We start from the raw sequence: 24,574 nt of genomic DNA on the forward strand, positions 1-24,574 counted from the left end.
AGCAGTCAACCAGAGCAAAGTCTGCTGCCGGTGCGTTCTGGCAGGGACTCACGCGCCTTTCCGAGTTCACCGCAGACACACCCGCAACAGCAGTTAGGCTCACGCGAGAGGGTTGCCGGGGGGCAAGGGGCCCTGCGGGAAGAGACCTAGAGGGTGGATAGATGCTCCGCGAATTCGTCATCGCAGCAGCCGTCGCCGGAGCGGCGCTGGCCGTGGCACCAGGCGCCGCCGCCGATGAGCCCCACGGCCCGTTCCCGGGTGACCCGCCCGGCATGAGCTACGAGGCCTATCTGAGCGCCCCGTGCTATCAGTGGGACCGGTTCGCGTTCGGCCGCGGGCCCGGTGGCGAGCCGCTGCTCTGCCGCTGGATTCCCGGACAGTCGCCGATCGGGATGGACCGCCCGCCGGAGGGCGTGGGCTTCTGGGTGCTCTCGCCCAAGATCTACGGTGTGCAGGCCGTCGGCTCGCCGTGCCCAGGTTCACAGGCCGCGGCGCAGTCGCCCGACGGCCTGCCCATGCTCTGCCTGGGCGCTCAGGGCTGGCAGCCCGGATCGATGCATTCCGGCGACTGGGGCAACGGGAACGACTTCTACCCGGCCAGCTGATCGGCCACAACGCAATCAGGGCGAGAGATCACGAAGATCGCTCGCCCTGATTGCGTTGTGAGTACGGGTCAGACGGACGCCGCTTCGTTCAGCTCGTCAAGCCGGGTGGTGGCCTCCAGGTACTCCTGCACCCAGCGCTCGATCACCGTGGCGGTCTTCTCGACCTTGGTGAACTGACCGACGACCTGTCCGATCGGGTTGAACGCGACGTTGACGCTCTCATTGGGGTACTTGTGCGTGGCGGCCACGGCCATGCCGGAAACCATGTACTGCAACGGCATTCCGAGCGGCTTGGGGTTGCCGTCCTTCTCCCACGCCTCGGTCCAGTCGTTGCGCAGCATGCGGGCGGGCTTGCCGGTGAACGACCGGCTGCGCACGGTGTCGCGACTTTCGGCCTTCGCGTACGCAGCGTGCTGCACGTCGGTGTGCTCGGACTCCTCGACCATGACCCACTGCGAACCGGTCCACGCCCCCTGGGCGCCGAGCGCCAGCGCCGCGGCGATCTGCTGGCCGCTGCCGATACCGCCGGCGGCCAGCACCGGCACCGGCGCCACCGCCTTGACGACCTGCGGCCACAACACGATGGAACCGATCTCGCCGCAGTGCCCACCGGCCTCGCCGCCCTGGGCGATGATGATGTCAACGCCGGCCTCGGCGTGCTTCTTGGCCTGCGACGGCGACCCGCACAGCGCGGCGACCTTGCGGCCCTCGGCGTGGATGTGCTTGATCATCTCGGCAGGCGGGGTGCCGAGCGCGTTGGCGATCAGCGTGCACTTGGGATGCTTGAGCGCGACCTCGACCTGCGGCGTCGCGGTCGCCTCGGTCCAGCCCAGCAGGCCCATGGCGTCGTCGTCGCTGTGCTCGACCGGCACGCCGTGATCGGCGAGAACCTTCTTGGCGAAGTCGATGTGCTCCTGCGGCACAAGGTCGTTCAGCGTTTTCTTCAACACCTCGGGGGACAGGTCCGTGGAGTCCATCCCCTCGTACTTGTTGGGGATCACGATGTCGACGCCGTAGGTGTGGTCGCCGATGTTCTCGTCGATCCACTTGAGCTCGATCTCGAGCTGTTCGGGGGAGAATCCGACCGCGCCGAGCACGCCGAAGCCGCCGGCCTTGCTGACGGCGACGACCACGTCGCGACAGTGGGTGAACGCGAAGATCGGATATTCGATATCGAGGTCGTCGCAGAGGGGAGTGCGCATGGACCGGCTCCTTCAAGCGTGGGGCGTAAGCAGACTGAAACGTGTTCTAGTTTAGTACGCGCCCGATGTGCCAGTTGCAGGTATCCGCCATCGATCCGCGAACGAATGCCTATTGGCGCAATCACCCCTGCGAGAGCCCGTGAAGTAGCGCACGGCGGAGTACCGTTGGCGGTGTCGGCTCATCGTCGGCGAGAGGGTGTTAGCCATGGTTGTCTCGACACTTCGCATGCGGCGCGTCGCGCTGCTCGGCATCGCCGCCGCCCTGGCCGCGGCCCTGGCGCCCGCCGGCACTGCCGCCGCCGAAACCGGCCCCGATTGCACCAACGGCGTCGTACCGCTCAACCCCTACGTGGTGAACTGCGGTCTGCCGCCGCGGGGCAATCACACCATCGGCGCTGCGCCCGACGCCGGAGCGATCATCGCCTGCCGGCACAGCCCGATCTGCCTGTCGTATTACGTGAATTACCCAGGCACGCTGATCGTTCCGGGCTACCGGCCCTAGGTCTTGATGCCTCGTCGGCTAGCTCGTCGAGCCGACTCCTCGTCGGCTGCTGACCAGCAGCGAGCCCCCGGCCACCAACAGGCCGATCACCGCCAGCGGAATCGACCAGGACCGCCGCTGCGACACCGACGACTGGCACTGCGCCACGAAGTCGGTGTGCGGGACGAGTTGGTTCAAGATCGGGACATTGGCGACGACGTTCTTGTCGTTGGCCGCACGTGCCGACGACAGGTCGGCCGATATGGCGTTGCCGCAGCCGATGCTGCCGCCGTTGCCGTCCGGGGTCGACACCGGCACCAGCATCGCAATGACACCGGCGATCAGCAGCACCGCACCCACCAGCAGAACCAAACGACGCACCGACATGAAAGTCTCCTTACGCACCCGTCGAATCGGTGCGGGGTCTACCCCGGCGACGTCTCGGTCAAACGGACCTAGGGCTTGGCGAACAACTCCACCTCGGACACCAGCGGCAGGTTCAGCGTGGTGCGGATGCCGGGCGGGGCGGCGATCACCGCAGGGATGGCGTTGACGATGCGGCCGGCGGCGCCGGCGATCGCGGCCTGGTTGTGGTCGCCGTAACTGCTGCTCGGGACGATGTCCACCGCGTACGAAGGCTCACCGGTGATTTCGATGCGGTACGAGCCGCCGCCAGCTGCGGGCTGTGGCAAATCCGGACGCAGATCGGGGCGCAACCGGGTGATGTGCTCGATGACGATCGCGGGGTGGCCGTTGACCATTCCGCGGATCTCGAACTGCAGGACGGCCAGGGTGCCCTTGGCGACATGACCGACCGCGATGTCGAAATCCTCTGGCGCGGGTTCGCGTTGGTACGACTCGGTGATCTCGTCGACCTCGATGCCCAGGCCGGCGGCCAGCTGCCGGATCGCGGTGCCCCAGGCGATGCTGAGCACTCCGGGCTGCAGCAGCATCGGGATCTCGTCCATGGAGCGGGCAAAACCCATGTAGTGCATGACTTCTGCGCCGTCGTAGGACGCGTAATCGTGGATCTCCATGCATCGCACCTGCTCGATGCGCTGACAGGTGCTGGCCAGCGCGAGCGGGATCAGATCGTTGACGAAGCCCGGGTCGACACCGCTGATGAACAGGCTCGAATTGCCTTGTCGGGCCGCGTCTTCCACTCTCTGGATGTACTTGTCGGGCATCACGCCCCAGGGGTACTGCAGCAACCCGGGCGATGATCCGACGACGTTGATGCCGGCGGCCAGGATCTTGCGGACATCCTCCATGGCCTCGGGCATGCGGGTGTCGCCCATCGCGCAGTAAACCGCACACTCGGGTTCGGTCGCCAAGACCGCGTCGAGGTCTTTGGTCGCCAGGATTCCGGTCTTCACATCGAGGCCGGCCAATTCACCCGCGTCCTTGCCCACCTTCTCGTCGGCGGACACGCACAGCCCGGTGAGCTCGAACCCTGGATTTTCGATCAGCTCGGATAGCGCCATCCGACCGACGTTTCCGGTGCCGATGTGGGCAACGCGGATGGCCATAAGTTCTCCTCATGCTGGGGTCTGCGGTGCGTTCAGTATGCGCATTCGGCGCCGAAACTGGAACAGGTTCTACCTCGCCGCGAAAGCTACCGGTAGCCTGTCGGCTCATGGGACGCGTAGACGACAAAGTAGCCATCATCACTGGTGGCGCACAGGGGATGGGCGCCGCCGACGCGCGGATGCTGGTCGCCGAAGGCGCCAAGGTCGTGATCGGGGACATCCTCGACGACAAGGGCAAGGAACTCGCCGACGAACTCGGTGACGCCGCCCGCTACGTGCACCTCGACGTCACCGAAGCCGATCAGTGGAAGGCCGCCGTCGAGCTCGCGATTGCCGAGTTCGGCAAGGTCAACGTGCTGGTGAACAACGCGGGCATCGTCCAGGTCGCGCCGCTGAAGTCGCTCGACGTTGAGCGGTGGAAGAAGGTCCTCGACGTCAACCTGACCGGAGCGCTGCTGGGTATCCAAGCCGTCCTGCCGTCGATGAAGGAGTCCGGTGGCGGCTCGATCATCAACGTGTCGTCCATCGAGGGCATGCGCGGCGCGTCGTGGGTGCACAGCTATGTGGCGTCCAAGTGGGGCCTGCGCGGCCTGACGAAATCGGCTGCGCTGGAACTGGCGTCGGACAACATCCGGGTCAACTCCGTGCACCCGGGCTTCATCCGCACGCCAATGACCAAGCACTTTCCCGACGACATGGTGGGCGCCCCGCTCGGGCGGCCCGGCAAGCCCGAAGAGGTCGCTACGTTCATCGTGTTCCTCGCCAGCGACGAGTCGTCGTTCTCCACGGGTTCCGAGTATGTCGTCGACGGCGGTCTGATCACCGACGTCCCGCACCGCGCGCTGCCCTAATCTCGAGGGCTTCGGCGGGTCCGCAACGCCAGGGAGCTGAACGCCGCGCCCAGCGCGGCCCGTCCCAACGCGGGGAAGTGGCCGATCGCATTGGCCGCACCGCTGCGGCGACCGGGGATCGACAGGCGCAGCACCGGCCAGTCGCTCGCCGCGGCCTTCGCGGCCAGGCCCGGCCGCGGGTTCACCGGACGGGGATGGCCGACCAGCCGCATCAGGGCAGCGTCCTCGTCGCCGTCGGCATAGAAGTAGCTGCCGGCCAGGTCGACCTTGTTGTCGTCGCAAAACCGTTGCACCGCAGCGGCTTTCTGCCTTCCCCAGACGATCGGCTTGGCGATGTTCCCGGTCAGGCGACCGGCGTCGTCCAGCTCGAAGGTGTTGCAGATGACGTCGTCGATGCCCAGCGCGCGTGCCACCGGCTCGGCGTGGATGGTCAGGGCCGACGAGCTCAACACGATCGTGTGTCCCCGCGCGCGGTGGGCGGCGACGATCTCGCGCATCAACGGATAGACCCGCGCGGCGATCTGTTCCGCGTAGAGCCGCTCACCGATCTGGTCGAGGTCGGCCAGGGACTCGCCGCGCAGGTACCCCGCGGCGCGATTCAGCAGCCGCTCGAACTGCATGCGGCCGAGCTTGTACCGCAGCGAGGCCTCGATCACCCCGAGCACCTCGCCGATCCGGGCCTGTCCTCGGCGGACCCGGTCGCTGGCGTGCGCGGTCGCGGTGAAACCGGCGACCAGGGTGCCGTCCAGGTCGAAGAACGCGCCGACCGTCGGACCCGGCGGGCTTCCGGCGATCTGCGCGAGCGGATCCGATGACAGTGTCACCACACCATCATGCCGATGCGAGGGAATGCCTCGGTCCGTACGGTGTTGCACGCCACATGAAGCTCAATGATGCGGCGCGCGCTCTGATCGGCTCGGGTGCCGATGCCACACTGGTCACCATCAACCCGGACGGCAGCCCTCAGGTGTCTCTGGTGTGGGTGGCGGTGCAGCCCGGTGAGGACGGTGACGAGCTGGTGACAGCCCACCTGTCCGAGCACAAGAAGGTCCGCAACGTCCGCCGCGACGGACGTGTTGCTCTCACCATCGTCTCGAGCGAGCCGGGCGCCGTCATGCGCCCGTACCTGTCGGTCACCGGCACCGCACGCATCGTGGAAGGCGGTGCGCCCGAGGTTCTACGGGACCTCGCCGCGGTGATGATCACCGACGACAACGTGGTGTTCCCACCTGACGACGCCCCGCCGGGATACCTGACCCGGATCCGGATCGACGCCGTCGGCGGCATCGGCCCCTGGGCGAACTAACCGTCCTGTCGGGTCTTGGCCGCCGCTTCGAGCTCCTCTTCCCAGGCGCCCTCATCGCGTCCGAGTGCGATCGTGGCCGCGGCCATGGCGGCGACGGCGATGGCCAGAACGACGGCCACCGGCTTGGTGACCGCGAGGTGCTCGCCGAGCACCACCTCACCGATCAGCACGGCGATCACCGGTTCGAGCACCAACATCGCCGGGACCGAGGCCCGCAGCGACCCGGCGTGAAAGGCCGACTGTTGCAGCAGGGTGGCCACGACGCCGACGACGATCACCACGTACAGCACCGGCGAGGTGAACAACCGCCCCATGTCGCCCTCGCGCACGGCGTGCATGACGAGCTTCGTGAGGACCGCCACCACACCGAACAGAACACCGACACCGACCGCAAGCAGGATCGCCCGACGCCAGTCCGAGAGCCGCACCGCCACCAGCAGACAGCCGGCCACGAACAGCAGGCTGACCCCGGCCACCACCACCGCCGGCAACGTCGCGCCGTCGTAATCGCCGGGCTTGGTGCGGGCCAGCGAGACGAACACCGCCAACGCGAGCGTGAGCAGTGTCGCCCAGCCCCACTCGCCGCGGGACACCCGGCGGTGCGCCAGCCGCGCGCTCAGCGGCAGCGCGAACAGCAACGCGGACACCATGAGCGGCGCGACCAGCAGCAGCGAGCCGTAGGCCAGCGCGACCGCCTGGAACGCATACCCGGTGACCGCGGATGCGGTGCCTGCCCACCAAAGCCGGCGGCGCAGCAGCGTCGACACCATCACGGTGCTGACTCCCTGGTCGCGGGGGACGTCCATGGTGGCCCGCTGACGAACCACGATGCCGATGGCCGCGAACACCGCACCGGCAAGGGCGGCTGCCACGACGATCGCGTGCTGCAGCAATATCCGTTCCTTCACTGGTTGTCCGGCGACGCATCACCGAATGTAGGGCACCCGCGGATCGGCCGACGTCAGCGACGTCGCGTGTGTCAGCGAACCTGCACGACCACCGGTGTGCTGTTGTACCCGGTGACCCTGACCCACGCCGGGGCGGGACCCGACCCGGGAACCCGCCCCTTGATCTGGACGGTCTCGCCGGGGAACACCGTCACGTAGTTGTCGTCGTACTGGATGGGCAGGATCTCGTCGGCGAGCGGCCCGGTCAGGAGTTCGGCGCGTTCGAAGAACGCGATCTGCGGCGTCGGGTTGTGCAGGCTGATCGTGACGTCGCGGCCGGCATCGTCGCCGCCGGTCGCAGTGACATCCAGCGGCACCTTCGGCATCGTGTTGAGCGCGGTCATGTCGGCCCAGCTGACCTGGTTGGAGTTGAACGCCGCGTCGTTGGCAGGCGGACCGACGTCATCGGCTTGCCGGGACTGCCAGTACACGTTGTTGGCAACCACCTTGCCGTCCGCGTCGAGCAACTCGCAGCGGACGAAGAACACCGGGGAGTCGGCCGGACCCGGCGGCAGCGTCATCGCCTGCACCGAGCCGCCCGGGTCGACGGCGATGTCGTCGGCGGCCCGCTCGTCGCGCAGCGCGCCGTTGAGGCCGTACACGCGGACCCGGACGCGCAGGTTCTGATGGGTGTCCGGGGTTTGGTTCACCACGAACACCCTGGCCTGACGGTGGTTGCCGGTGGCGTAGGAGTCGAACACCACCGACAGCGGCTGCAGTCCCTTCTTCGCGCCGTAGTAGGCGCCGCCCGGGCGCAGGTAGTAGTCGAAGATGTTGCCGAAGAACGACGGCCAGTGGCTGTTGAGCATCCAGTAGATCGTCATCTTGTGCCCGTCCCAGCCGTTGGCCGCGAACGATTCGAACTGCGCGCGGGTGGCCTCATAGTGGGCCAGCTGCGCCTTGGCGGCGAACATCCGGGCGTTGGTGGACGGCCCGTAGCGGCGGTCGATGACACGCTGGACGTTGGCCAGCCGCGAGTTTTGTGGGTCCGACCCGGCGTGGAAGAACCAGGTGTCGTTGATGGGCCAGAGCTTGTCGGGCGGGATGAACTTCTGCAGGCTCGCAAACGGCGGGATGTGCTCGTTGTCGCCCTGTTCGGCCGACGAGCCGCGGGCCGCACCGTATTGGCCTGCGAACCAGTACGACGGCGGCCGCCACGTGTAGGGCCCGGCCATCTGGATGCCGTCCCACAGCTGCTTTCCGTCAGCGTCCCGGTTCAGCGACGACACCGTGTCGACGGTGGCGTTCTGCCAATGCAGATCGGACAGGATCTGGTGGTACTCGGTCAGCACATCGGCCGGCGGGCGGCCGTCGCTGCCGTTGGCCCACACGAACACCGAGGCGTGCGAGCGCAGCATCTCGATCTGCGAGCGCATGCTGTCCTGCGAGACGCGACGATCCTCGTCATCCCACTGCTGCCACTTCTCCCACTGGTTGCAGCACATCCAGCCGTACATCAGCGGGATGCCCAGCTCGTCGGCCTGCTCGACGAAGCGCTGCGACGAGATCTTGGACTCCAGCCGCAGCATGTTCAGGCCGAGGTCCTTGACGTAGCCCAGGATCGCGGCGTCGCGCTCCGGGTCGTACTTGTAGAGCAGGTCGGGCGTGTAGGTGGCACCGCGGACCAGGAAGTTCTTGCCGTTCACCTGCAGATAGAAATTGCCGCCGGTGCCCAGCTCGGCGAACGAGTCGTCGGAGTCGCGGCCCTGGGTGATGGTGCGGATACCGAACTTCTGCGTGGCCACCTCGGTCGCCTGACCGTTCTGGACGAACTCCAGCTTCAGGTCGTACAGGTCGGGCCTGCCCATCGTGTACGGCCACCACAGATCCGGGTGCTCGACGGTCAGCGCCGCGAACTTCTCGGGGCTCAGCGTGACTTCACGCTCCTCGCCGGGCATCAGCGTGACCGGCTCGTCGACGTGGATGGGCGCCTTGCCGTCGCGGGTGATCGTGGCGCGCAGCAGGCCGCGTACTTTCTGGGTCGAATAGTTCTTCAGCGGTGCGTACACCGTCAGCCGCGCACTGTCGGTGTCCGGCAGTGGGAGTTGGGTGTTGACCGTGGCGTCGCCGATCGACACCCGCCCGGATGTCTTGAGGTACACCGGTTTCCAGATGCCTGCGTTGCGGTCGGGCACAAAGGAGTTACCGTTGGCCGCGTTCTTGTCCGGGCCCTGATAGCCCAGGTAGCGCCAGTTGATCCAGTCGTACCAGCTGTCGGCGAGTTCGACGCCGTTGACGTCCTGGATGGCCCGTTCCGGGGTGACCTTGACGGCGAGGGTGTTCGGTTGGCCCTGCCTGATCCACCGCGTGACGTCGAGTTCGTGGTCGTTGTACATGCCGACGACCTGCCTGTTGTCGGCGACGCGACGGCCGTTGAGCCACACTTCGGCGCGGTAGTTGATGCCGGGGAAGTCCAGCACGTAGGTGGGGTAATCGGCAGGCGCGTTGAACGTCGTGCGATACCACCAGTCCTGCTCGTAGAGGTCTTGCGGGACGTCCTGGAGCAGGTTCTTGCCGTAGTAGAGGTTCGGGTACGTGCCGTCGTCCTGCAGGGTCTCCAGGACGGTGGCCGGCATCCGGCGCACCGGATGCCAGGCTGCGGCGTCGTAGGTGGTGGCCGAGATGGCCGCGCCGTCGGCGCCCACGCTCTGCGCCGAGGTGAGGCGCCAGCCGTCGGACAGCTCGATGTCCTGGGCGGGCCGCGGTTGTGGGCCGCTGAACACGCGAAGATCACCGGCGCACAGCAGCAGGAGCAGCAAGACGGAGAGCGTGCCGAGGGTCTTCGCCACCGTCTCCAAACTCCTCAACTCGAGATCCGCGACAGGACACCCCCGCGCAACCGTTTATCAGCCGCGCGTTCATCTTGGCAGAGCAGTGGCGCAAACGCCGTATCTGGTTTGTGTGCAACAGCGCACGATGACCCCCGTCCAGGTTAGTCGCCGGAGTTCGGCACAGCGCCGCCGAACTCGGGCGGGCGGATCTACGCTGGGGCCATGACCGACCAAGACCGCGCAGCGGCCCGCCGTGAGATCGCCGATGCTCTGCTCACCGCGCTCGAGCGCCGCCACGAAGTGATCGACGCCATCGTCGCCTCCGACAACCGGGACTCCGCGATCACCGCCATCACCGAACTGCTCGGCACCTCGCGCCGGGGTACCGAGGCCGTGCTGGGACTGTCCTTCGAGCAGGTGACCAGAGAGTCGCGGGACCGCATCGCCGCCGAACTGCGAGATCTGAACAGCCAGCTGTCCTTCACCCTCGGCGAGCGGCCTGCCAGCACCGACGAGAGCCTGCAGCTGCGCCCATTCGCCGACGAATCCGATCGTGACATCTTCGCCACCCGCACCCAGGAGGTCGGTGCGGCCGGTGACGGTTCGGGCGCGCCCGCGGGGCTTGTGGACGACGAAATCCGTTCGGCGCGAAGCCGTTTGACCGCCGAGGAGGCGGCGTGGTTTGTCGCTCTCGACGGCGACGAGAAGGTCGGCCTGGTGTTCGGTGAGCTGGTCGGCGGTGAGGTCAACGTGCGGATCTGGATCCACCCCGATCACCGCAAGAAGGGGTACGGCACCGCCGCGCTGCGCAAATGCCGCTCGGAGATGGCGGCGGCATTCCCCGCCGTGCCGCTGGTGGTCCGGGCCCCCGGCGCTGCGCCGCGTTGAGCCTGGGCGGCAGAGATGAACGTCGCCGTACAGGTCGTTCTGCTGGTGGTCGGCATCCTGGTGGTGCTCGGACTCATCGCCGGAGTGATCGTGCTGATCTACCGCGGCAAGTACCGCGCGGCCGCAGGGCAATTGGACAGCGAGCTCGCGGCGGAGACGGTGATCCGGCCGTGGGAGAAGGGTAATTACCGGGGTGCCACCGCACCGGCTTACCCGGCGGTGAAGAACAACGGTCGCATCGCGCTGACCCGGCGGCGCCTGGTGTTCCTCACCCTGACCGGCACCACGATCAGCATCCCGCTGGCCTCCATCACCGGGCTCCGGCTGGCGAAGGTCTTCAAGGGCAGCGTGGCCGGCGGCTGGACGCATCTGGTGGTGCGCACCGCCGGTGGCGAGATCGGCTTCTACGTCAGCGACACCCAGGCCTGGTTGGCCGCCATCGGCGAGGCCACCGGGCGCACGCCCGATCCCGTGGCCTGATCTGCCTCTGCGTAATCTCGCTCGGTATGAGCGTGCGCGCGGGAATCGTGGTCACCGGCACCGAAGTCCTCACCGGACGCGTCGCGGATCGCAACGGTCCGTGGGTGGCCGACCGGCTGTTGGAGTTGGGCGTCGAACTGGCCCACATCACGATCTGCGGTGACCGTCCCGCCGACATCGAGGCGCAGCTGCGGTTCCTCGCCGCCGAGGGTGTCGACCTGATCGTCACCTCCGGCGGGCTGGGCCCGACGGCCGACGACATGACGGTGGAAGTGGTGGCGCGTTTCTGCGATCGCGAGCTGGTTCTCGACACGGAGCTGGAAGCCAAGATCGCGGCGATCCTCCAGCATCTGATGGCCCGGTTCACCGGCGTCGACTTCGACGCGGTGCTCGCGGCCAACCGCAAACAGGCGATGGTGCCGGTGGGCGCCCACGTCCTCGACCCGGTCGGTACGGCGCCCGGTGTCGTGGTAGCCGGTTCGCCGACGGTACTGGTACTGCCCGGCCCGCCGCGCGAACTTCAGGCGATGTGGCCGGCCGCCGTCGCGGACGAGGCCTTCCAGCAGGCCATCGCCGGGCGGACCGTCTACCGCCAGGACACCGTCCGGATGTTCGGGCTGGCCGAGTCGAGCTTGGCCGAGACATTGCGAGAAGCCGAGAGCCTGCCGGGATTCGGTGATCTGGAGATCACCACCTGCCTACGCCGCGGCGAAGTGGAGATGGTCACGCGCTACGAGCCGCAGAGCGCGCCGGCCTACACGCGACTGATGGATCTGATCCGCAGCCGGCATGGGGACACACTGTTCTCCGAAGACGGTTCGCTCGTTGACGATCAGGTCGCCGGTCTCCTGGCGGGGCGGCGCATCGCGACAGCGGAGTCCTGCACCGGCGGGCTGCTGGCGGCCCGCCTGACTGAACGGGCCGGCTCGTCGGCCTATGTCGCGGGCGCGGTGGTGGCCTATGCCAATTCGGCCAAGGCCGATGTGCTCGACGTCGAACCCGCGCTCATCGAGCAGTTCGGCGCGGTCTCCCAGGAGGTGGCCGAAGCGATGGCGGCGGGCGCGTTGCGCCGCTTCGGCGCCGACACCGCGGTCGCGATCACCGGTATCGCCGGACCGGGTGGTGGCACCGAGGACAAGCCGGTGGGCACCGTTTGGTTCTGCGTGATGCTGGGCGACGGCACGACGGTGAGCCGGTCGGTTCGGCTGCCCGGCGACCGCGCCGACATCCGTGAGCGGTCCACCACCGTGGCGATGCACATGCTGCGGCGGGCGCTGCTCGGATTGTCCTAAGCCAGACAGCCTTCGGCGTCGGCGACGACGAGCTCGTCGGGATTGCACAGCGCATGCATGCGTGCCGCGAGGTCGGCCAGTTCGACGATGATCTCGGTGCGGCCCAAGCCGGCGTCGAGTGCTTCGCCGAGCAGCAATTCGATGTCGATGCGGCGGTTTTCGGCGGCGTCGACGTTCGCCCCGTCGGCGTGCGAAATCCGCGCGGCCCGAATCATCCGCCAGGCGTAATTGCGTTCTGTGAGAACGTCATTCATTTCTGCACCTTTCACGGGCGGCGCGCTGACTTATCCGTCAATACACCGGTGAACCCCTTGCTCACGTCATCTTGACGGGCGGTGTTGTTTATCGACAGGGCCTTCTGGCCCACACCGACAGGGGCATTGGGCATAAGCGTGGGTCAGTTCGGCCGCAATGGCCGATTGACGAACCCGCCGAAATCACCGCGATTGACGTAATTGCTCACGTACCGTGAGACGGTCCAATTCAGCGCGACCCTAATGGGGGGAGAACCTTGATGAAAAAATTTATCTTGGGTGTTGCCACGGCAGGAATGATCGCCGGTTCTCTGGCCGGCGCAGTCACCGCCAATGCGGCATCGACGAACAATGCGACGCCGTCCGGTCCGGGGCATTCACCGATTATCACGGCGCTCGATTGCCAGGGCGGGACCGGAAATATGGGTTGTGGCGCAGGCTTTTTCTGGCGCGACGGCTGGCGTGGCTGGGGCTGCTACCCCTGCTGATCGACTGCTCGCAATAACCCGGTATCCAATCCCTTTCTGAACGGAAGTCTTCGAATATGAACTCTCGTTGTATTGGCGGCTTGACCGCCGCGGTGTTATCGGCGGGTATGACGCTCGGCGTCGGTGTGGCATCGGCCGACCCTGGTGATTACACCGTCCTGCTGATCGATCCAAATGTGGTGACCGACTCGCTGGCTTACACGGCGGCACCGCCGACCCTCAATCCCGGCGGCCAGCCCGGCGCCATGACGGTGTACACCCACCGCGACGGACGCACGATCACCGACACCGTGTGGGTGCTGGCCGACCCGGCCGCGGCCGCCGGTGCAATCAGTTCCGCGCAGGCCGCTACGCCCGTCGCGAACCAGAAGTCGGTGGCCGCGCCGGTCGGGCAGGGCGGAAAGCTGATCACCGGGACCTCACCGGACGGCACCCGATCGCTGAGTGTCCTGTACTTCACCGAGGGCAATGCCGCGTCGTCGCTGGAGTTCTCCGGCCCGGTCGCCGACCCGGCGCCCAACGATCTGGTGATCGACTTCGGCCAGAAGCAGGACGCGTTGATCAAGAGCCAACTCGGCGCGTGACCACGACAACCCGCGTCGCACCGGATCTACCCGGGCGACGCGGGTTTTCGTTGGATTGGCTTGTCGGTCAGGACTTTTCGTCGCGGTCCCACAGATCGAGCATGGTGCGCAGGATGTCTTCGGCCCGTCCCAGGCCGGCCAGGTGGCTCTCGCCGGAGAGTGTGTAGAGCTCGGCGTCGGGCAGCTTGGACACCACATGCTGCCCGTGGGCGAACGGCACGATGTGGTCGCGGTCGCCGTGCCACCACCGGATCGGCACCTTGACCTCGTCGAGCCGGAAGCCCCAGTCGCGGGCGAACACCACGATGTCGGCAAGCGGTGCCGCCAGCTGCTTGCGGCTGCCGTTGAGTAGGTCGTCGAGGAACATCGCCTTGAATTCCGGGCGGACGAGCATCTTGCGGTCACCCTCGGGGGAGATGCCGGCGTAGATGTACAGGGCCGGCTCGGCGACCGGGCGGATCAACCGGATCAAGCTGACGGCGGCCAGGCGCAGCGGAGCCCCCGCGACCTCGATGATCGGAGCGGCGAACGTGCCGACTTTCATCAATCCGCCGGCAATCGCCTCCGGCCCGACGGTCGGGGCCACCCCGCCGAGCACACCGGCGGCCACGATGCGGTCCGGCATCGCCGTCGCGCAGCCCAGCGTGTACGGGCCGCCACCGGACAGGCCGACGACGGCCATCTTGTCGACACCGAGGGTGTCGGCGATGATCGCCAGGTCTTTCGAGAAGGCCAACACGTTCTCGTACTGGTACGGCGTGGAGGAGCCGATCCCCGGCCGGTCGACACCGATCAGGCGAATATCGTTCTGCTCGGCGAACACCCGCGCTTCCACCGGGATCTGGCGACGAGCTCCCGGGGTGCCGTGCAGCCAGAACACGGCGCGGCCCTGGGCGCAGCCGAACTCAGCAAAACCGATCTGGCGGTCCTCGGAGACGGCGATATTGCCTTCCAGTTTGGGACGCGCGATAGCGACAACCATGGGCACAGTGTCTCACGCGGGACCGCGGCCGCCGCACCGATCGGCGCAACAGCGAGCTCCCGCAGCAAAGACTCTCAGATTGCGGGCGTGCCCAGCCAGGCAGCCGGACGCCGCTGCGCCCACGGGATCGCCTGTTCGAGCTGCGCGGCGAGCTGCAGCAGCACGGTTTCTTCGGGAGCCATCAGCTGAACACCCACGGGCAGTCCGTCCCCGGTGGTCGCCAGCGGTAGCGAAATCGCGGCCCACCCGGTCACGTTGGCCATGGTGGTCCACCCGGTGTGGGCGAACTCGACGTCGAAGAACGCGCGGGTGGTGCCGCGCGGCTGATCCAGGATGCCGTAGTGCGGCGGCGGCGCCAGCAACGTCGGAACCAGCAACACGTCATGGTCGCCCATCCCCGCGACGAATCGGCGGGTCTGAGCGTGGATGGCCTCGATCGCGTCGGCGTAGTCGACGCCTGCGGTGGTGAACCCTTCGCGCATCATCACCCAGCTGCTCGGCTCGAACTCGTCCTCACGGGGATCGCGGCCCAGATGGGTCTTCGCGAAGTTGTACAGCTGCACATTGCTGACGTTGTGCAGCACGGCGATCGCGTCGGCGACGACGTCGGGGTCGAACGACGGCGCCCCCGGTTCGATGTGATGGCCGACCGATTCCAGTGCGCGCCCGGCAGATTCGACGGCGGCCGCGATGCGCGGGTCGGTCGGCGGCGCCGGGAAAGGGGAGTGCGTGGCGATCAGGATGCGCTGGCGCGGCGGCGCCTCACCGATGGCGCGCAGAAAAGCTTTGGCGGGCGGCGCAGCGTTGTACGGATCGCCGGGCGCGCCACCGGTGACCGCGTCGAGGAGAGCGGCGCTGTCGCGCACCGTGCGCGTCAGTGCGTGCTCGACGGCCAGTCCTTCCAGTAGCTGCCCGGACGGGGCGAACGAGGTGCGGGCACGTCGCGGCTTCAATCCGACCAGACCGCAGCATGACGCAGGCACCCGGATCGAACCCGTGCCGTCCCCGCCCGAGGCCGCAGGCACGACACCGGCGGCCACCGCCGAGGCCGACCCGCCACTGGAACCACCGGGGGTGATGTCCGGCGACCACGGATTGGCGGTACGGCCGAACAGCGACGGCTCGGTGGTGCAGTGATTGCCCCACTCCGGGGTGTTGGTCTTGCCGAACACCACCAGGCCGGCGGCCAGATAGCGCTGCACGATCCACGCGGTCTCCGGCGCGATGTGGTCGCGCAACGCCCGCGAACCCATCGCCTCGCGGGCACCGGCCAGCGAGGCGCCAAGATCCTTGAGCAGGAAGGGAACTCCGGCCACCGGGCCGGCGGTCCCGCCGCGCAGTGCGCCGCTCTCGTCGAGGGCGACGGCCTGCTCGCGTCCGCGATCGAGAAGGTCGGTGATGACGGCATTGAGCCCGCGGGTGGCGTCGAGCCGCAGGATCGCGGCGTCGAGCAACTCGGCGGCGGACACGTCTCCGGAGGCGGCCAGCGCGGCCTGCCCGATGGCATCGAGGTCGGCGAGTTCAGCGGCGAATGTGGAATCCATTGTCACGGATCCTCGCCGCCCGGCCCGGCACCGGCAAGTTGGCGCGCGGAACTACCCGTTACCGCCGGGGGTGGCCAGCTCACTCGACTGGCTCTGCTGGGCGGCGGCGTCCTTGGCGGCCTGCTCCTCTTCGGCCGCCTTTTCCGCCTGGCCCTCCGGGCTCGCCAGCGAATTGCCGGGCTTGCCCGCGGTGGCAAGCTTCGCGTTGCAGTTCAGGTAGAGAAGCACGGTGTCGGTGACGGGGGAGAAGTTGTCGCCCTTGAGCCAGTCGGCCTTCTGCGAACGCGTGACCACGCAGTCGCCCTGGTTGGTGGAGTCGCCGACGGATGTCGCGATGACGGCCTTCTGCCCGGCATCGCCGATCGCCTTGGACGCGTCGGAGTAGGACTTGCCTGCGTAGTCATCGGCCAGCGCGACGCCGGATCCGAGCGCGAGTGACATCGCACCGAGCGCGATTGCTCCGAATCCGAGCCGAATAAGCTTGGTCATCTGTGTTCCTCCACGGCAGATCCTCGACAAAGCAGCGTCACAGGCGCCGGGACGCGGAAACTGAGAATAAGACGACTTACTGGCAACTAACTGGGTGACAGCTGGTGGCATGCTGGCAGCTGCCCGGGGGTCGAGCGGCCCCGTCTCTTTGCCTGCCCGAGTCCGGTCTGTTACTTCGCCGATATCGTCCGGTCGGCCCGGACTAGTTGACTGGCCGCATGTCTGAGACCACGACCGAGCCCGAAACGGCCGCCCTTCCCGCGGCCGACGAACAGCCACACGAGCCGACCACCACCATCGTCATCCGCCACGTGCTCGAGCGTCAGATCGCCGCGGGGCAGGCGCTGAGCAGCCAACTGCTGGACGCTGCAACAGATGTCACCACGGCGATCGCGCATGCCCCCGCTGCATTCGCGGGCGCCATTCAAGACGGCGAGACCATCGCCGCGGCCTGGGAACGCACCGGCAGCGGTGTGCAGGATGTCGTCGACGACGCTCGCGGCCGGTTGCGAGCCGCGGTGGTCAGCTATGTCGGTCATCAGGCCACCTTGCCGGTGGCTGTCCTCGGCTACGCCGGTGAGGTCGCCGGTTCGGTGGCTTCCGCGCAGGGCACTGTCGCAGGTTCGGCCCTCGACGGCGCCTTTGCCGTCGCGGCCGCCGCAACCCAGGGTGACGACGTGCGGGCGGCACTCGGCCGCAACATCGAGGAACTGCGGGCCACCGCGATCGCCGCCCGGGGCGACGTCAACGAGTCCGTCAAGCGGGCCGGCCGCGAGGTCCGCGAGGCCGTCGGCGGCGACGTCGAACCGTTGGTCGCGGCGATCACCGGTGCCGGCGAGGATTCTTGACAGACAACGAACTTCAGGTGACAAGCGGCACACTCAGGCGTGTGTCGCGGCGGCCGGTGCCGGTCGGCTGGCACAGTGGTGGTGTGGCACAAACACGGCGGACACGATCGGGCACCTGGCGGCATCCTTTGTCGCTGGGGTTCGAAGCGCACCGCGGCCTGCTGTTGCTGCGTCTGCGCTGGCACGAGCGGCGGGCGCCCACCTCACATACCGGTGTTGGTGACCCGTCGTCGGTATGACGACGGGGTCTCCCCGCAGAACTGACTGAACGCCCGGGTGAACGACCCGACGCTGTCGAAGCCCACCGCGGTGGCGGTCTGCTGCACGCCCTGGGCGGGGGCCGCCAACAGGGCCATCGCCCGCAGCATCCTGGCGTGTAAAAGGTAAGTGCGCCATGGCATCTCGGCTTCGCGTTGGAATTGCCTGCGCAGCGTCCGCTCCGACACCGCCACGGCCCGGCACACCTCGGCGAGCGTCACCGACTGCAGGTGTTCCTTGGTATAGGCCATCGCGGCGGCGACCACCGGATCGTCGGAGCTCGGAAGGCTCAGCGGCGCTTCGTGATCCAGCGCCTCGGCGACCAGATTGGCCAGCGTGCGAAAAAACCCGTCGGACGCATCGTCGCCGGCTTCCCGGTAGATGGGCCAGCGCAGGGCGTAGAGCATCATTTCCCGGATCAGCGGGGAGACCGCCAAGATCCGGGCGCGGTCGCCGGCGCCCGGAATGAGTTCCGGGTCGAACATCACCGCCAGAGTCTTGACGGCGGGGTTCATGGTGGCCTGATGCTCCAGTCCGGCCGGAATCCAGGCAGCCTGCTGCGGCGGCAGCAGATAGTGCGCCGACGCGGTCTCGACTTCGACCACCCCGCCGATCGCGTATTCGATCTGATGCACGTCGTGGAAATGCCAGCCGGTGACCAGCAGGTCGCCTTCGTACAGATAGCTGCCGGCCAGGACCCGTCCGCCGCGGCGCAGCTCGACCTGGCCGATGTTGGCCGGTTGAGCCAAGTGTCTGGCCGAATGTGCGGAGACGGTCACGATTATCGAGGGTACAACTGAGCCCATGAATGTCGACGACCTGATTCTGGTGAGCATTGACGACCACGTCGTGGAGCCTCCCGACATGTTCCTCAACCACGTCCCGGCGAAGTACAAGCCCGAGGCCCCGATCGTCGTCACTGACGCTCACGGTGTGGATCAGTGGATGTACCAGGGCCGCCCTCAGGGGGTCAGCGGCCTGAACGCCGTCGTGTCGTGGCCGGCCGAGGAGTGGGGGCGCGACCCGGCGGGCTTCGCCGAGATGCGTCCCGGCGTCTACGACGTTCACGAGCGGGTACGCGACATGAACCGCAACGGCATCCTCGCCTCGATGTGCTTTCCGACCTTCACCGGCTTCTCCGCGCGGCACCTCAACATGACCCGCGAAGACGTCACGCTGGTGATGGTGTCGGCCTACAACGACTGGCACATCGACGAGTGGGCCGGCTCGTACCCGGACCGCTTCATCCCGATCGCGATCCTGCCGACCTGGACGCCGGAGGGGATGCGCAACGAGATCCGCCGGGTGGCGGCCAAGGGCTGCCGGGCCGTCACCATGCCCGAGCTGCCGCACCTGGAGGGTCTGCCCAGTTACCACGACGAGGACTACTGGGGCCCGGTGTTCCGGACGCTCTCCGAGGAGAACGTGGTGATGTGCCTGCACATCGGCACCGGCTTCGGGGCGATCAGCATGGCCCCCAACGCACCGATCGACAACATGATCATCCTGGCCACCCAGGTGTCGGCGATGTGCGCTCAGGATCTGTTGTGGGGACCGGCGATGCGCAACTACCCGGACCTGAAGTTCGCGTTCTCCGAGGGCGGCATCGGGTGGATCCCGTTCTACCTGGACCGCAGCGACCGGCACTACACCAACCAGAAATGGCTTCGTCGCGACTTCGGCTCGCAACTGCCCAGCGAGGTGTTCCGGGACCACTCGCTGGCCTGCTACGTCACCGACAAGACGTCGCTGAAACTGCGGCACGACATCGGCATCGACATCATCGCCTGGGAGTGCGACTACCCGCATTCGGATTGCTTCTGGCCGGATGCACCCGAGCAGGTGCTGGCCGAGTTGAACGCGGCGGGCGCGTCGGACTCCGACATCAACAAGATCACCTGGGAGAACTCCTGCCGGTTCTTCAGCTGGGATCCGTTCGCCCGCACCACCAAAGACCAGGCGACGGTGAAGAGCCTGCGGGCCAAGGGCGCTGACGTCGACGTGTCCATTCGGTCGCGGGCGGAGTGGGCGGCCCGCTTCGCCGAGAAGCAGCTCGCGCAGACGTAGGTCACGTCATCGAGATCGACGGTGGCGCGCGAAAGTGCGAGTAACCCTCACGCCACCGTCGATCTCGGTGACGTTCGACGCCGGATTGCCTCGCGCACCTGCCGGATGATGTCGTCGGGGCGGTCCTCTGCGATCACCCGAATGACGATCCAACCCAGCTGTTCGAGTCTGCGGATCCGGCGTTGGTCCTTGACGTATTGGGCTCGGTTCGTCCGGTGATGGTCGCCGTCGTACTCGACCGCGACTTTGATGTTGTCCCAACCCATGTCGAGCACAGCCAGTATCCGCCAACCATCCATGACGGGTATCTGGGTGGTCGGCGCCGGAAAACCCGCATCGATCAACAGTATTCGTAGCCAGGTTTCCTTCGGGGACGCTGCTCCGCCGTCGACGCGCGGAAGAATCGCTTTGAGCTGCCGCAGGCCCCGTGCTCCCGGGCGTTCGTGCGCCAGCTGCATCACGTCGTCGATAGAGAAGAAGGTTGCCCACTTCAGCGCGTCGAGGCGAGTAATCGCCGTCTCGGCGGGCAGGTGACGGCCAAGGTCGAATGCGGTGCGCACCGGGGTGGTCACCGGCAGACCTGCGACCGTGGTGACCTCGCGGGTTGCGAGGTTTTCGTTTCGGACGATCAACCCTTTGTGCGGGCGGGCGTTGCGGCCGATCAATTCGATCGGCTCGCCGGCGTCCACCCACTGCGAGCCGTGCAACGCGGCCGCCGCCAAGCCCGAGACCACAGCCCGCCGCCTGGACCACAACCACGCCGCCCAGGTCCGATCGCGCAATGACGGGTCGACGGATGCGGCGACGTAAACGTCGCGATAGATGGGCCGATACCAGCGGCGCAACTCGTGCTCGGTCAGCTGCCCGGCGGCGAGTGCTTCACTGCCAATGAACACGCGATTCATCCCCGCATGCTGGCGTATGCCACTGACAATTCATCGAGATCGACGCCGGCGCGCGAAAGTGCGAGTAACCCTCACGCCACCGTCGATCTCGGCGCGAGAAGTTTGGGATCGGTAGCCGCGAGCCGCAGCTGTACTTCTCTCGTGACGGTGCCACCGAGGCGCCGCGCGAACGAAGGGAACACAGGTGAAGCGAATTCTCGCGGTCGGTGTCGGCGTGCTCGGCTGCAGCATGCTGCTGATGGCTTGCTCCGACAACAACAGCAGCAGCAAGGGCTCCAGCTCGGCGACGGGTGCCGCGCCTACCAGTGTCTCGGTGGCCTCCAGCGGGAAGACGTCGGTGAAGGTCGAGGGCAATGACCTCCAGGGCCTGGACCTGAACTCGGTGACGTGCGTGAAGCAGGGCGGCACGATCAACATCGCCAGCGGCGCGGTGGGTGGTCAGCAGGGACTCGGGGTGGTCATGAAAGACGGTCAGCCGCCGACCGTGCAGTCCCTCGGGATGGTCGTCGACGGCAACGCGCTCGCGGTGAGCGACAACATGGGCATGAAGACCGGTTCTGCCGACGTGAAGGTGGACGGCAACACCTACACCATCACCGGCGAGGCGGCGGGCGCCGACATGAAGAACCCGATGGCCGGCATGATCAGCAAGAAGTTCGAAATCTCCGTCACCTGCAAGTGACGTGACCAACCGTTCGGGCGACGGACGGCGGACGTGCCGAGCACGTCCGCCGTCTCGCCGTTATCTGAATGGGCGGCCGTGGCCGACTTATGATCCAGCCGTGTCCATCACCGGCGATCTGCAGCGGGCTCGCCAGCTCGCCCTCGCCGCTCAGGAGGAGAAGGCCAAAGACCTCCTGCTGTCGCTGATGCCGCAGATCGAGAGCGAGGACCGCGACGACCTCGCCCTCGAGGCCTTCGCCCAACTCGGCGAAATCTATCTCACCCGAACGGCTTACGACGGCACCCATGAATGCCTCCGGCGGATGACCGACTGTCTGGCCGCCTACCCCGCTCGCGGAGCCGACACCGACCGCATGGTTGCCCGCTACACCCTGCGAGCACGTTTCCTGCGCACCGGCCTGGCCGCGGCCGCCGGGAAACACGAAGAAGCCGCGGTCGAACTCGCCGGACTGCGCGACGACGACACCGCGCAGCGGTTCGCCGACCTCGAACCCGAACAGCGCCATCTCGCGACGTTGGCCGGCGTGCTGTGCGCGACGGCGCTCTGCGATGACGACCTGCACGTGGCGGCGGCGCGGCTGTGGCAGGACGTCATTCCGGTGATCGACGAATTGGCCGGCGGCACTGACGACGCCGACCAGCTGTTGGTCGCCGCCGGGCTGGCGTACGGCCGGTTCTGCGTGGAAACCGGCAGGCTCGACGAAGGGGAGCAGTGGCTGCATCGAGCCGGTGCCCGCGCCCAGCGTCGCGAGTGGAAACTGTATTGGGCCAGAGCCGAACTCGAGACCGCCGCGGCCAAGTGGATGCGCGGCGACCACGAGTCCACCGAACGTCTGGTCGGGTCCGCATATCCGGTGATCGCCGAGCATTCCCGCGCCCACGACGTCGCCCGCTGCTGGTTGTACTTCGGGCTCACCCGGCTCGGCTTCGGCTGGCTCAAAGAGGCCGACGAATCCTGGGGCCACGCCGAGACGCAGTGGCGCGAGTTGGGCCGTCCGCTGTTCGTCCATCGCATCCTGTTGCAGCGCAGCTGGATATCGGTGTTCCGCGGCCGCTTCGACGAGGCCGTCGAACAGGTGGCGGAGGCGCGACGGTTCCTCGACGGCTGGCCGCGTTCGAGTTGGCTGCAGTATGCGCGGCTCGACGACCACCTCGGTTCGATCTGGCGGGCCGACGCGCTGGCCGATCTGAACTTCGACGGAATCGGCGATCCCTCGGACAGCTGGCAGGCGCACAAGGAGCGCCAGGTCGCCTCCCAAGGCGTCACCCGGTTCGACTCGGGAAGCGACCGCCACCGCAGCGCGCTGGCCAAGCTGGAAAAGGCCGCCGAACTCAAGATTCCGGCCGCGCTCGCCGTCGACTCGGTGCGATACGCGATGACGGATGCCGACGCGCGCTGGCGATGGGCCTCCCAGGTCTCGGCGCGCATGCTGGCCGGCGCCTTCTCGGTGGCCTGGGAATGGGAGAACGACGAACTGCTCAGCGAACTCATCGAATACCACTGCGCACGAGGAACTTTCGCTAGCCAGCCGCGGGGCGAGGCCGGCGGATGGGAAGCGCCGGCCACCGTGACCGTTCCCGTCGAGACCTTCGATGAGGAGGCCCTGGCCGCCGCTGGCAACTCGGTCGACGCCCTGACACAGACGACACTCGGGGCACTGCCGCCACTGCAGATGGATCCCGGCGGATCACCCATCCTGGCGCGCTACCGGCTGCTTGCGCAGAACCGCTACGGCCAGGCCGTCACCTCCGGCGGCCCCGTCTGGTCGACGTGGCCATGACCACGACCCTGGTGCTGCGGTACGCCGACGTCGGCGTGGCGACCTATGCCAGCCTGCGCGTCATCGGCCAACCCGAGCGCACGGTGACATGGGTGGTGCACGAGCCGATCGTGCTCGCCGCGCTGGAGGAATTGCGCGGGGCGCTGCCCGATCCCGACGGTGACGAGAGCCTGGCCGACGCCCTCGACCGGGCGTTGACGCGCGGTCCGTTCGCCACGCAGAAGGGGGAACTGACGCTGGCCTACATCCTCGGTGTGCTGCTGATCGCCGAACCGGCGTGGCAGCTGATCGGCGAAGCCCTCGCTGATCCGCGGCCGGTGCTGTTCATCTCACCGAGCGCGCGCCTGGCCCGCATCCCCTGGGCGGCCTTGGCGGTCCCGCTGGCCGGGCCGAGTCCCGAGGAACTGGTCGCCGCCCGCACGGACGCCGTCACGTTCAAGGGGACCACCGCGGCGCGCATCCCGTGGCAGCTCACCGACATCGACACCATGACCGAGGGTGTCCGCCTGATGGAGATGGTCGACGTTGTGATGGCGGTGCCGCCCAACATCGTGCACGCCCCGCGCACAGCTGCGCGCTGGCACGAAAGGCACGGAGCGCCAGCACTTCTCGTAATGGACCCCCGGGTACCGGGTCAACGGCCGGATTCGCCGCTGGGTTCGGTGCTGGGCCGGCCGTCGGCCGAGGGCGCACTGTCCCGCCATTTCGGCGAGTTGCTTGCGCACCGCACGGTGCTGCCCGACGTCACCGCCCCGGTGGAGTTGTTCCGCCGAGTCGACGCCGACCGGGGTTGGCTGGCCGCACATCTGCGGCAGGCTCCGAGCCGGATGCTGTTCGTCGGTCATGCCAGTGCCGCCGACCGTGCACATGGCTACGCCGACCGCGCCGCCCTGCACCTGGCCTGCACGGCCGCAGCGGAGGGTGCGGCCGAACCGGTCGGGGATCACCGCCCGCTGCTGGCCTCGGACCTGATGGCCGCCCAGCTGCCACTGCCCCCGCGGGTGGCGCTGCTCGCGTGCGGTTCCGGCGGCGACTACCAGTTCGACGAAGCGACCGGACTGGTCGCCGCGATGGTCCTCTGCGGCAGCGAACTGGTGACCGCGACGCTGTGGTCGCTGCCGACGACTGCGGGCTATCGCCGGTTCACCGGGCGTGCCGAGGATCCGATGGCCGAGGTGGTGATGGCCGTCGACGACGCCCACGAGGAAGACGACGCGGTGTCGGGCGTGAATCGCTGGCAGCGGGCCCAGATGCGCCGGTGGCGCGACGGTGATGCCACCGCGAGCCCGCTGTACTGGGCCGCGGTGGTCACCTTCGCGGTCGGGGGTGCCCGATGAT

At 67.6% G+C, this 24,574-nt stretch carries 26 protein-coding genes; 14 read left to right on the forward strand and 12 right to left on the reverse strand.

The annotated features are described in order from the left end of the window. The first annotated feature begins 161 nt into the window (after positions 1–161). Entirely contained in the window at positions 162–605 is a 444-nt protein-coding gene (locus BST42_RS13350; RefSeq protein ID WP_083119225.1) for a hypothetical protein, read from the forward strand. 68 nt (positions 606–673) lie between these two features. Here the strand turns inward: BST42_RS13350 and BST42_RS13355 are convergent, their stop codons facing one another. Beyond that, positions 674–1,807 carry a nitronate monooxygenase gene (locus tag BST42_RS13355; RefSeq protein ID WP_083119226.1) on the reverse strand — a complete coding sequence of 378 codons (1,134 nt, stop codon included), beginning with the start codon at positions 1,805–1,807 and terminating at the stop codon, positions 674–676. A gap of 205 nt (positions 1,808–2,012) precedes the next feature. Between BST42_RS13355 and BST42_RS13360 the strand changes: the two genes are divergently transcribed. Beyond that, a complete protein-coding gene (locus BST42_RS13360; RefSeq protein WP_083119228.1) occupies positions 2,013–2,309 on the forward strand; it encodes a hypothetical protein in 297 nt (98 codons plus the stop codon). Positions 2,310–2,327: 18 nt separating this feature from the next. Here the strand turns inward: BST42_RS13360 and BST42_RS13365 are convergent, their stop codons facing one another. Together BST42_RS13365 and BST42_RS13370 are read right to left on the reverse strand one after the other, a co-directional pair. Beyond that, complete coding sequence (locus tag BST42_RS13365) at positions 2,328–2,675, reverse strand: aminopeptidase (protein WP_083119229.1); 348 nt, start codon at positions 2,673–2,675, stop codon at positions 2,328–2,330. 68 nt (positions 2,676–2,743) lie between these two features. Next, positions 2,744–3,817, reverse strand: coding sequence for an NAD(P)H-dependent amine dehydrogenase family protein (locus BST42_RS13370; protein WP_083119231.1), 1,074 nt, complete (start codon positions 3,815–3,817; stop codon positions 2,744–2,746). Between the two features lie 107 nt (positions 3,818–3,924). Here BST42_RS13370 and BST42_RS13375 point away from each other — a divergent pair, with 107 nt between their 5' ends. After that, entirely contained in the window at positions 3,925–4,668 is a 744-nt protein-coding gene (locus tag BST42_RS13375) for a glucose 1-dehydrogenase (RefSeq protein WP_083119233.1), read from the forward strand. Here BST42_RS13375 and BST42_RS13380 read toward each other — a convergent pair. Then, positions 4,665–5,495 carry an HAD family hydrolase gene (locus BST42_RS13380; protein WP_083119236.1) on the reverse strand — a complete coding sequence of 277 codons (831 nt, stop codon included), beginning with the start codon at positions 5,493–5,495 and terminating at the stop codon, positions 4,665–4,667. The two genes, BST42_RS13375 and BST42_RS13380, sit on opposite strands and share 4 nt — an antisense overlap. Before the next feature lie 53 nt (positions 5,496–5,548). On the opposite strand from BST42_RS13380, the gene BST42_RS13385 reads away from it, so the two are divergent. Next, positions 5,549–5,974 carry a PPOX class F420-dependent oxidoreductase gene (locus BST42_RS13385; RefSeq protein WP_083119238.1) on the forward strand — a complete coding sequence of 142 codons (426 nt, stop codon included), beginning with the start codon at positions 5,549–5,551 and terminating at the stop codon, positions 5,972–5,974. Here the strand turns inward: BST42_RS13385 and BST42_RS13390 are convergent. Together BST42_RS13390 and BST42_RS13395 are read right to left on the reverse strand one after the other, a co-directional pair. After that, positions 5,971–6,867, reverse strand: coding sequence for a DMT family transporter (locus BST42_RS13390; RefSeq protein WP_083119677.1), 897 nt, complete (start codon positions 6,865–6,867; stop codon positions 5,971–5,973). The genes BST42_RS13385 and BST42_RS13390 overlap by 4 nt on opposite strands. Before the next feature lie 86 nt (positions 6,868–6,953). Continuing rightward, a complete protein-coding gene (locus BST42_RS13395; RefSeq protein WP_237159404.1) occupies positions 6,954–9,710 on the reverse strand; it encodes a glycosyl hydrolase 2 galactose-binding domain-containing protein in 2,757 nt (918 codons plus the stop codon). 204 nt (positions 9,711–9,914) lie between these two features. On the opposite strand from BST42_RS13395, the gene BST42_RS13400 reads away from it, so the two are divergent. The 3 genes from BST42_RS13400 to BST42_RS13410 are packed head-to-tail and all read left to right on the forward strand — an operon-like array spanning position 9,915 to position 12,352. Further along, positions 9,915–10,580 carry a GNAT family N-acetyltransferase gene (locus BST42_RS13400; protein ID WP_083119240.1) on the forward strand — a complete coding sequence of 222 codons (666 nt, stop codon included), beginning with the start codon at positions 9,915–9,917 and terminating at the stop codon, positions 10,578–10,580. A 15-nt stretch (positions 10,581–10,595) separates the two neighbouring features. Further along, a complete protein-coding gene (locus BST42_RS13405; RefSeq protein WP_083119241.1) occupies positions 10,596–11,060 on the forward strand; it encodes a hypothetical protein in 465 nt (154 codons plus the stop codon). Positions 11,061–11,086: 26 nt separating this feature from the next. Further along, positions 11,087–12,352 carry a competence/damage-inducible protein A gene (locus tag BST42_RS13410; protein ID WP_083119243.1) on the forward strand — a complete coding sequence of 422 codons (1,266 nt, stop codon included), beginning with the start codon at positions 11,087–11,089 and terminating at the stop codon, positions 12,350–12,352. Here BST42_RS13410 and BST42_RS13415 read toward each other — a convergent pair. Further along, entirely contained in the window at positions 12,349–12,606 is a 258-nt protein-coding gene (locus BST42_RS13415) for a hypothetical protein (protein ID WP_133057459.1), read from the reverse strand. The genes BST42_RS13410 and BST42_RS13415 overlap by 4 nt on opposite strands. A gap of 260 nt (positions 12,607–12,866) precedes the next feature. On the opposite strand from BST42_RS13415, the gene BST42_RS13420 reads away from it, so the two are divergent. Both BST42_RS13420 and BST42_RS13425 read left to right on the forward strand, forming a co-directional pair. Beyond that, positions 12,867–13,094, forward strand: coding sequence for a hypothetical protein (locus BST42_RS13420; protein ID WP_083119247.1), 228 nt, complete (start codon positions 12,867–12,869; stop codon positions 13,092–13,094). 107 nt (positions 13,095–13,201) lie between these two features. Then, positions 13,202–13,678, forward strand: coding sequence for a hypothetical protein (locus BST42_RS13425; protein ID WP_237159405.1), 477 nt, complete (start codon positions 13,202–13,204; stop codon positions 13,676–13,678). Between the two features lie 67 nt (positions 13,679–13,745). On the opposite strand, the gene BST42_RS13430 is transcribed toward BST42_RS13425, so the two are convergent. From BST42_RS13430 to BST42_RS13440, 3 genes are all read right to left on the reverse strand, one after another. Continuing rightward, on the reverse strand, positions 13,746–14,660 hold the full coding sequence (locus BST42_RS13430; protein ID WP_083119682.1) for an alpha/beta fold hydrolase: 915 nt from the start codon (positions 14,658–14,660) through the stop codon (positions 13,746–13,748). Positions 14,661–14,734: 74 nt separating this feature from the next. Beyond that, a complete protein-coding gene (locus BST42_RS13435) occupies positions 14,735–16,204 on the reverse strand; it encodes an amidase (protein WP_083119251.1) in 1,470 nt (489 codons plus the stop codon). 51 nt (positions 16,205–16,255) lie between these two features. Further along, positions 16,256–16,693, reverse strand: coding sequence for a hypothetical protein (locus tag BST42_RS13440; protein WP_083119252.1), 438 nt, complete (start codon positions 16,691–16,693; stop codon positions 16,256–16,258). Positions 16,694–16,911: 218 nt separating this feature from the next. On the opposite strand from BST42_RS13440, the gene BST42_RS13445 reads away from it, so the two are divergent. Continuing rightward, complete coding sequence (locus BST42_RS13445) at positions 16,912–17,541, forward strand: hypothetical protein (protein ID WP_083119254.1); 630 nt, start codon at positions 16,912–16,914, stop codon at positions 17,539–17,541. A gap of 203 nt (positions 17,542–17,744) precedes the next feature. On the opposite strand, the gene BST42_RS13450 is transcribed toward BST42_RS13445, so the two are convergent. Next, on the reverse strand, positions 17,745–18,578 hold the full coding sequence (locus BST42_RS13450) for an AraC family transcriptional regulator (RefSeq protein ID WP_083119255.1): 834 nt from the start codon (positions 18,576–18,578) through the stop codon (positions 17,745–17,747). 25 nt (positions 18,579–18,603) lie between these two features. On the opposite strand from BST42_RS13450, the gene BST42_RS13455 reads away from it, so the two are divergent. Then, positions 18,604–19,866 (forward strand): amidohydrolase family protein, encoded by a 1,263-nt coding sequence (locus BST42_RS13455; RefSeq protein ID WP_083119257.1) that lies wholly within the window; start codon positions 18,604–18,606, stop codon positions 19,864–19,866. A gap of 47 nt (positions 19,867–19,913) precedes the next feature. On the opposite strand, the gene BST42_RS13460 is transcribed toward BST42_RS13455, so the two are convergent. Further along, complete coding sequence (locus BST42_RS13460; RefSeq protein WP_083119258.1) at positions 19,914–20,771, reverse strand: type IV toxin-antitoxin system AbiEi family antitoxin; 858 nt, start codon at positions 20,769–20,771, stop codon at positions 19,914–19,916. 184 nt (positions 20,772–20,955) lie between these two features. Here BST42_RS13460 and BST42_RS13465 point away from each other — a divergent pair, with 184 nt between their 5' ends. From BST42_RS13465 to BST42_RS13475, 3 genes are all read left to right on the forward strand, one after another. Beyond that, positions 20,956–21,453: a lipoprotein LpqH gene (locus BST42_RS13465; RefSeq protein WP_083119260.1), complete on the forward strand. Its 498-nt coding sequence runs from the start codon at positions 20,956–20,958 to the stop codon at positions 21,451–21,453. Between the two features lie 100 nt (positions 21,454–21,553). Continuing rightward, positions 21,554–23,236 carry a hypothetical protein gene (locus tag BST42_RS13470; protein ID WP_083119262.1) on the forward strand — a complete coding sequence of 561 codons (1,683 nt, stop codon included), beginning with the start codon at positions 21,554–21,556 and terminating at the stop codon, positions 23,234–23,236. After that, positions 23,233–24,573 (forward strand): CHAT domain-containing protein, encoded by a 1,341-nt coding sequence (locus BST42_RS13475; RefSeq protein WP_083119685.1) that lies wholly within the window; start codon positions 23,233–23,235, stop codon positions 24,571–24,573. The genes BST42_RS13470 and BST42_RS13475 overlap by 4 nt, the downstream gene beginning before the upstream one ends. Position 24,574 lies beyond the last annotated feature (1 nt).

This window comes from Mycolicibacterium rhodesiae, from assembly GCF_002086695.1.
Classification (GTDB): domain Bacteria; phylum Actinomycetota; class Actinomycetes; order Mycobacteriales; family Mycobacteriaceae; genus Mycobacterium; species Mycobacterium rhodesiae.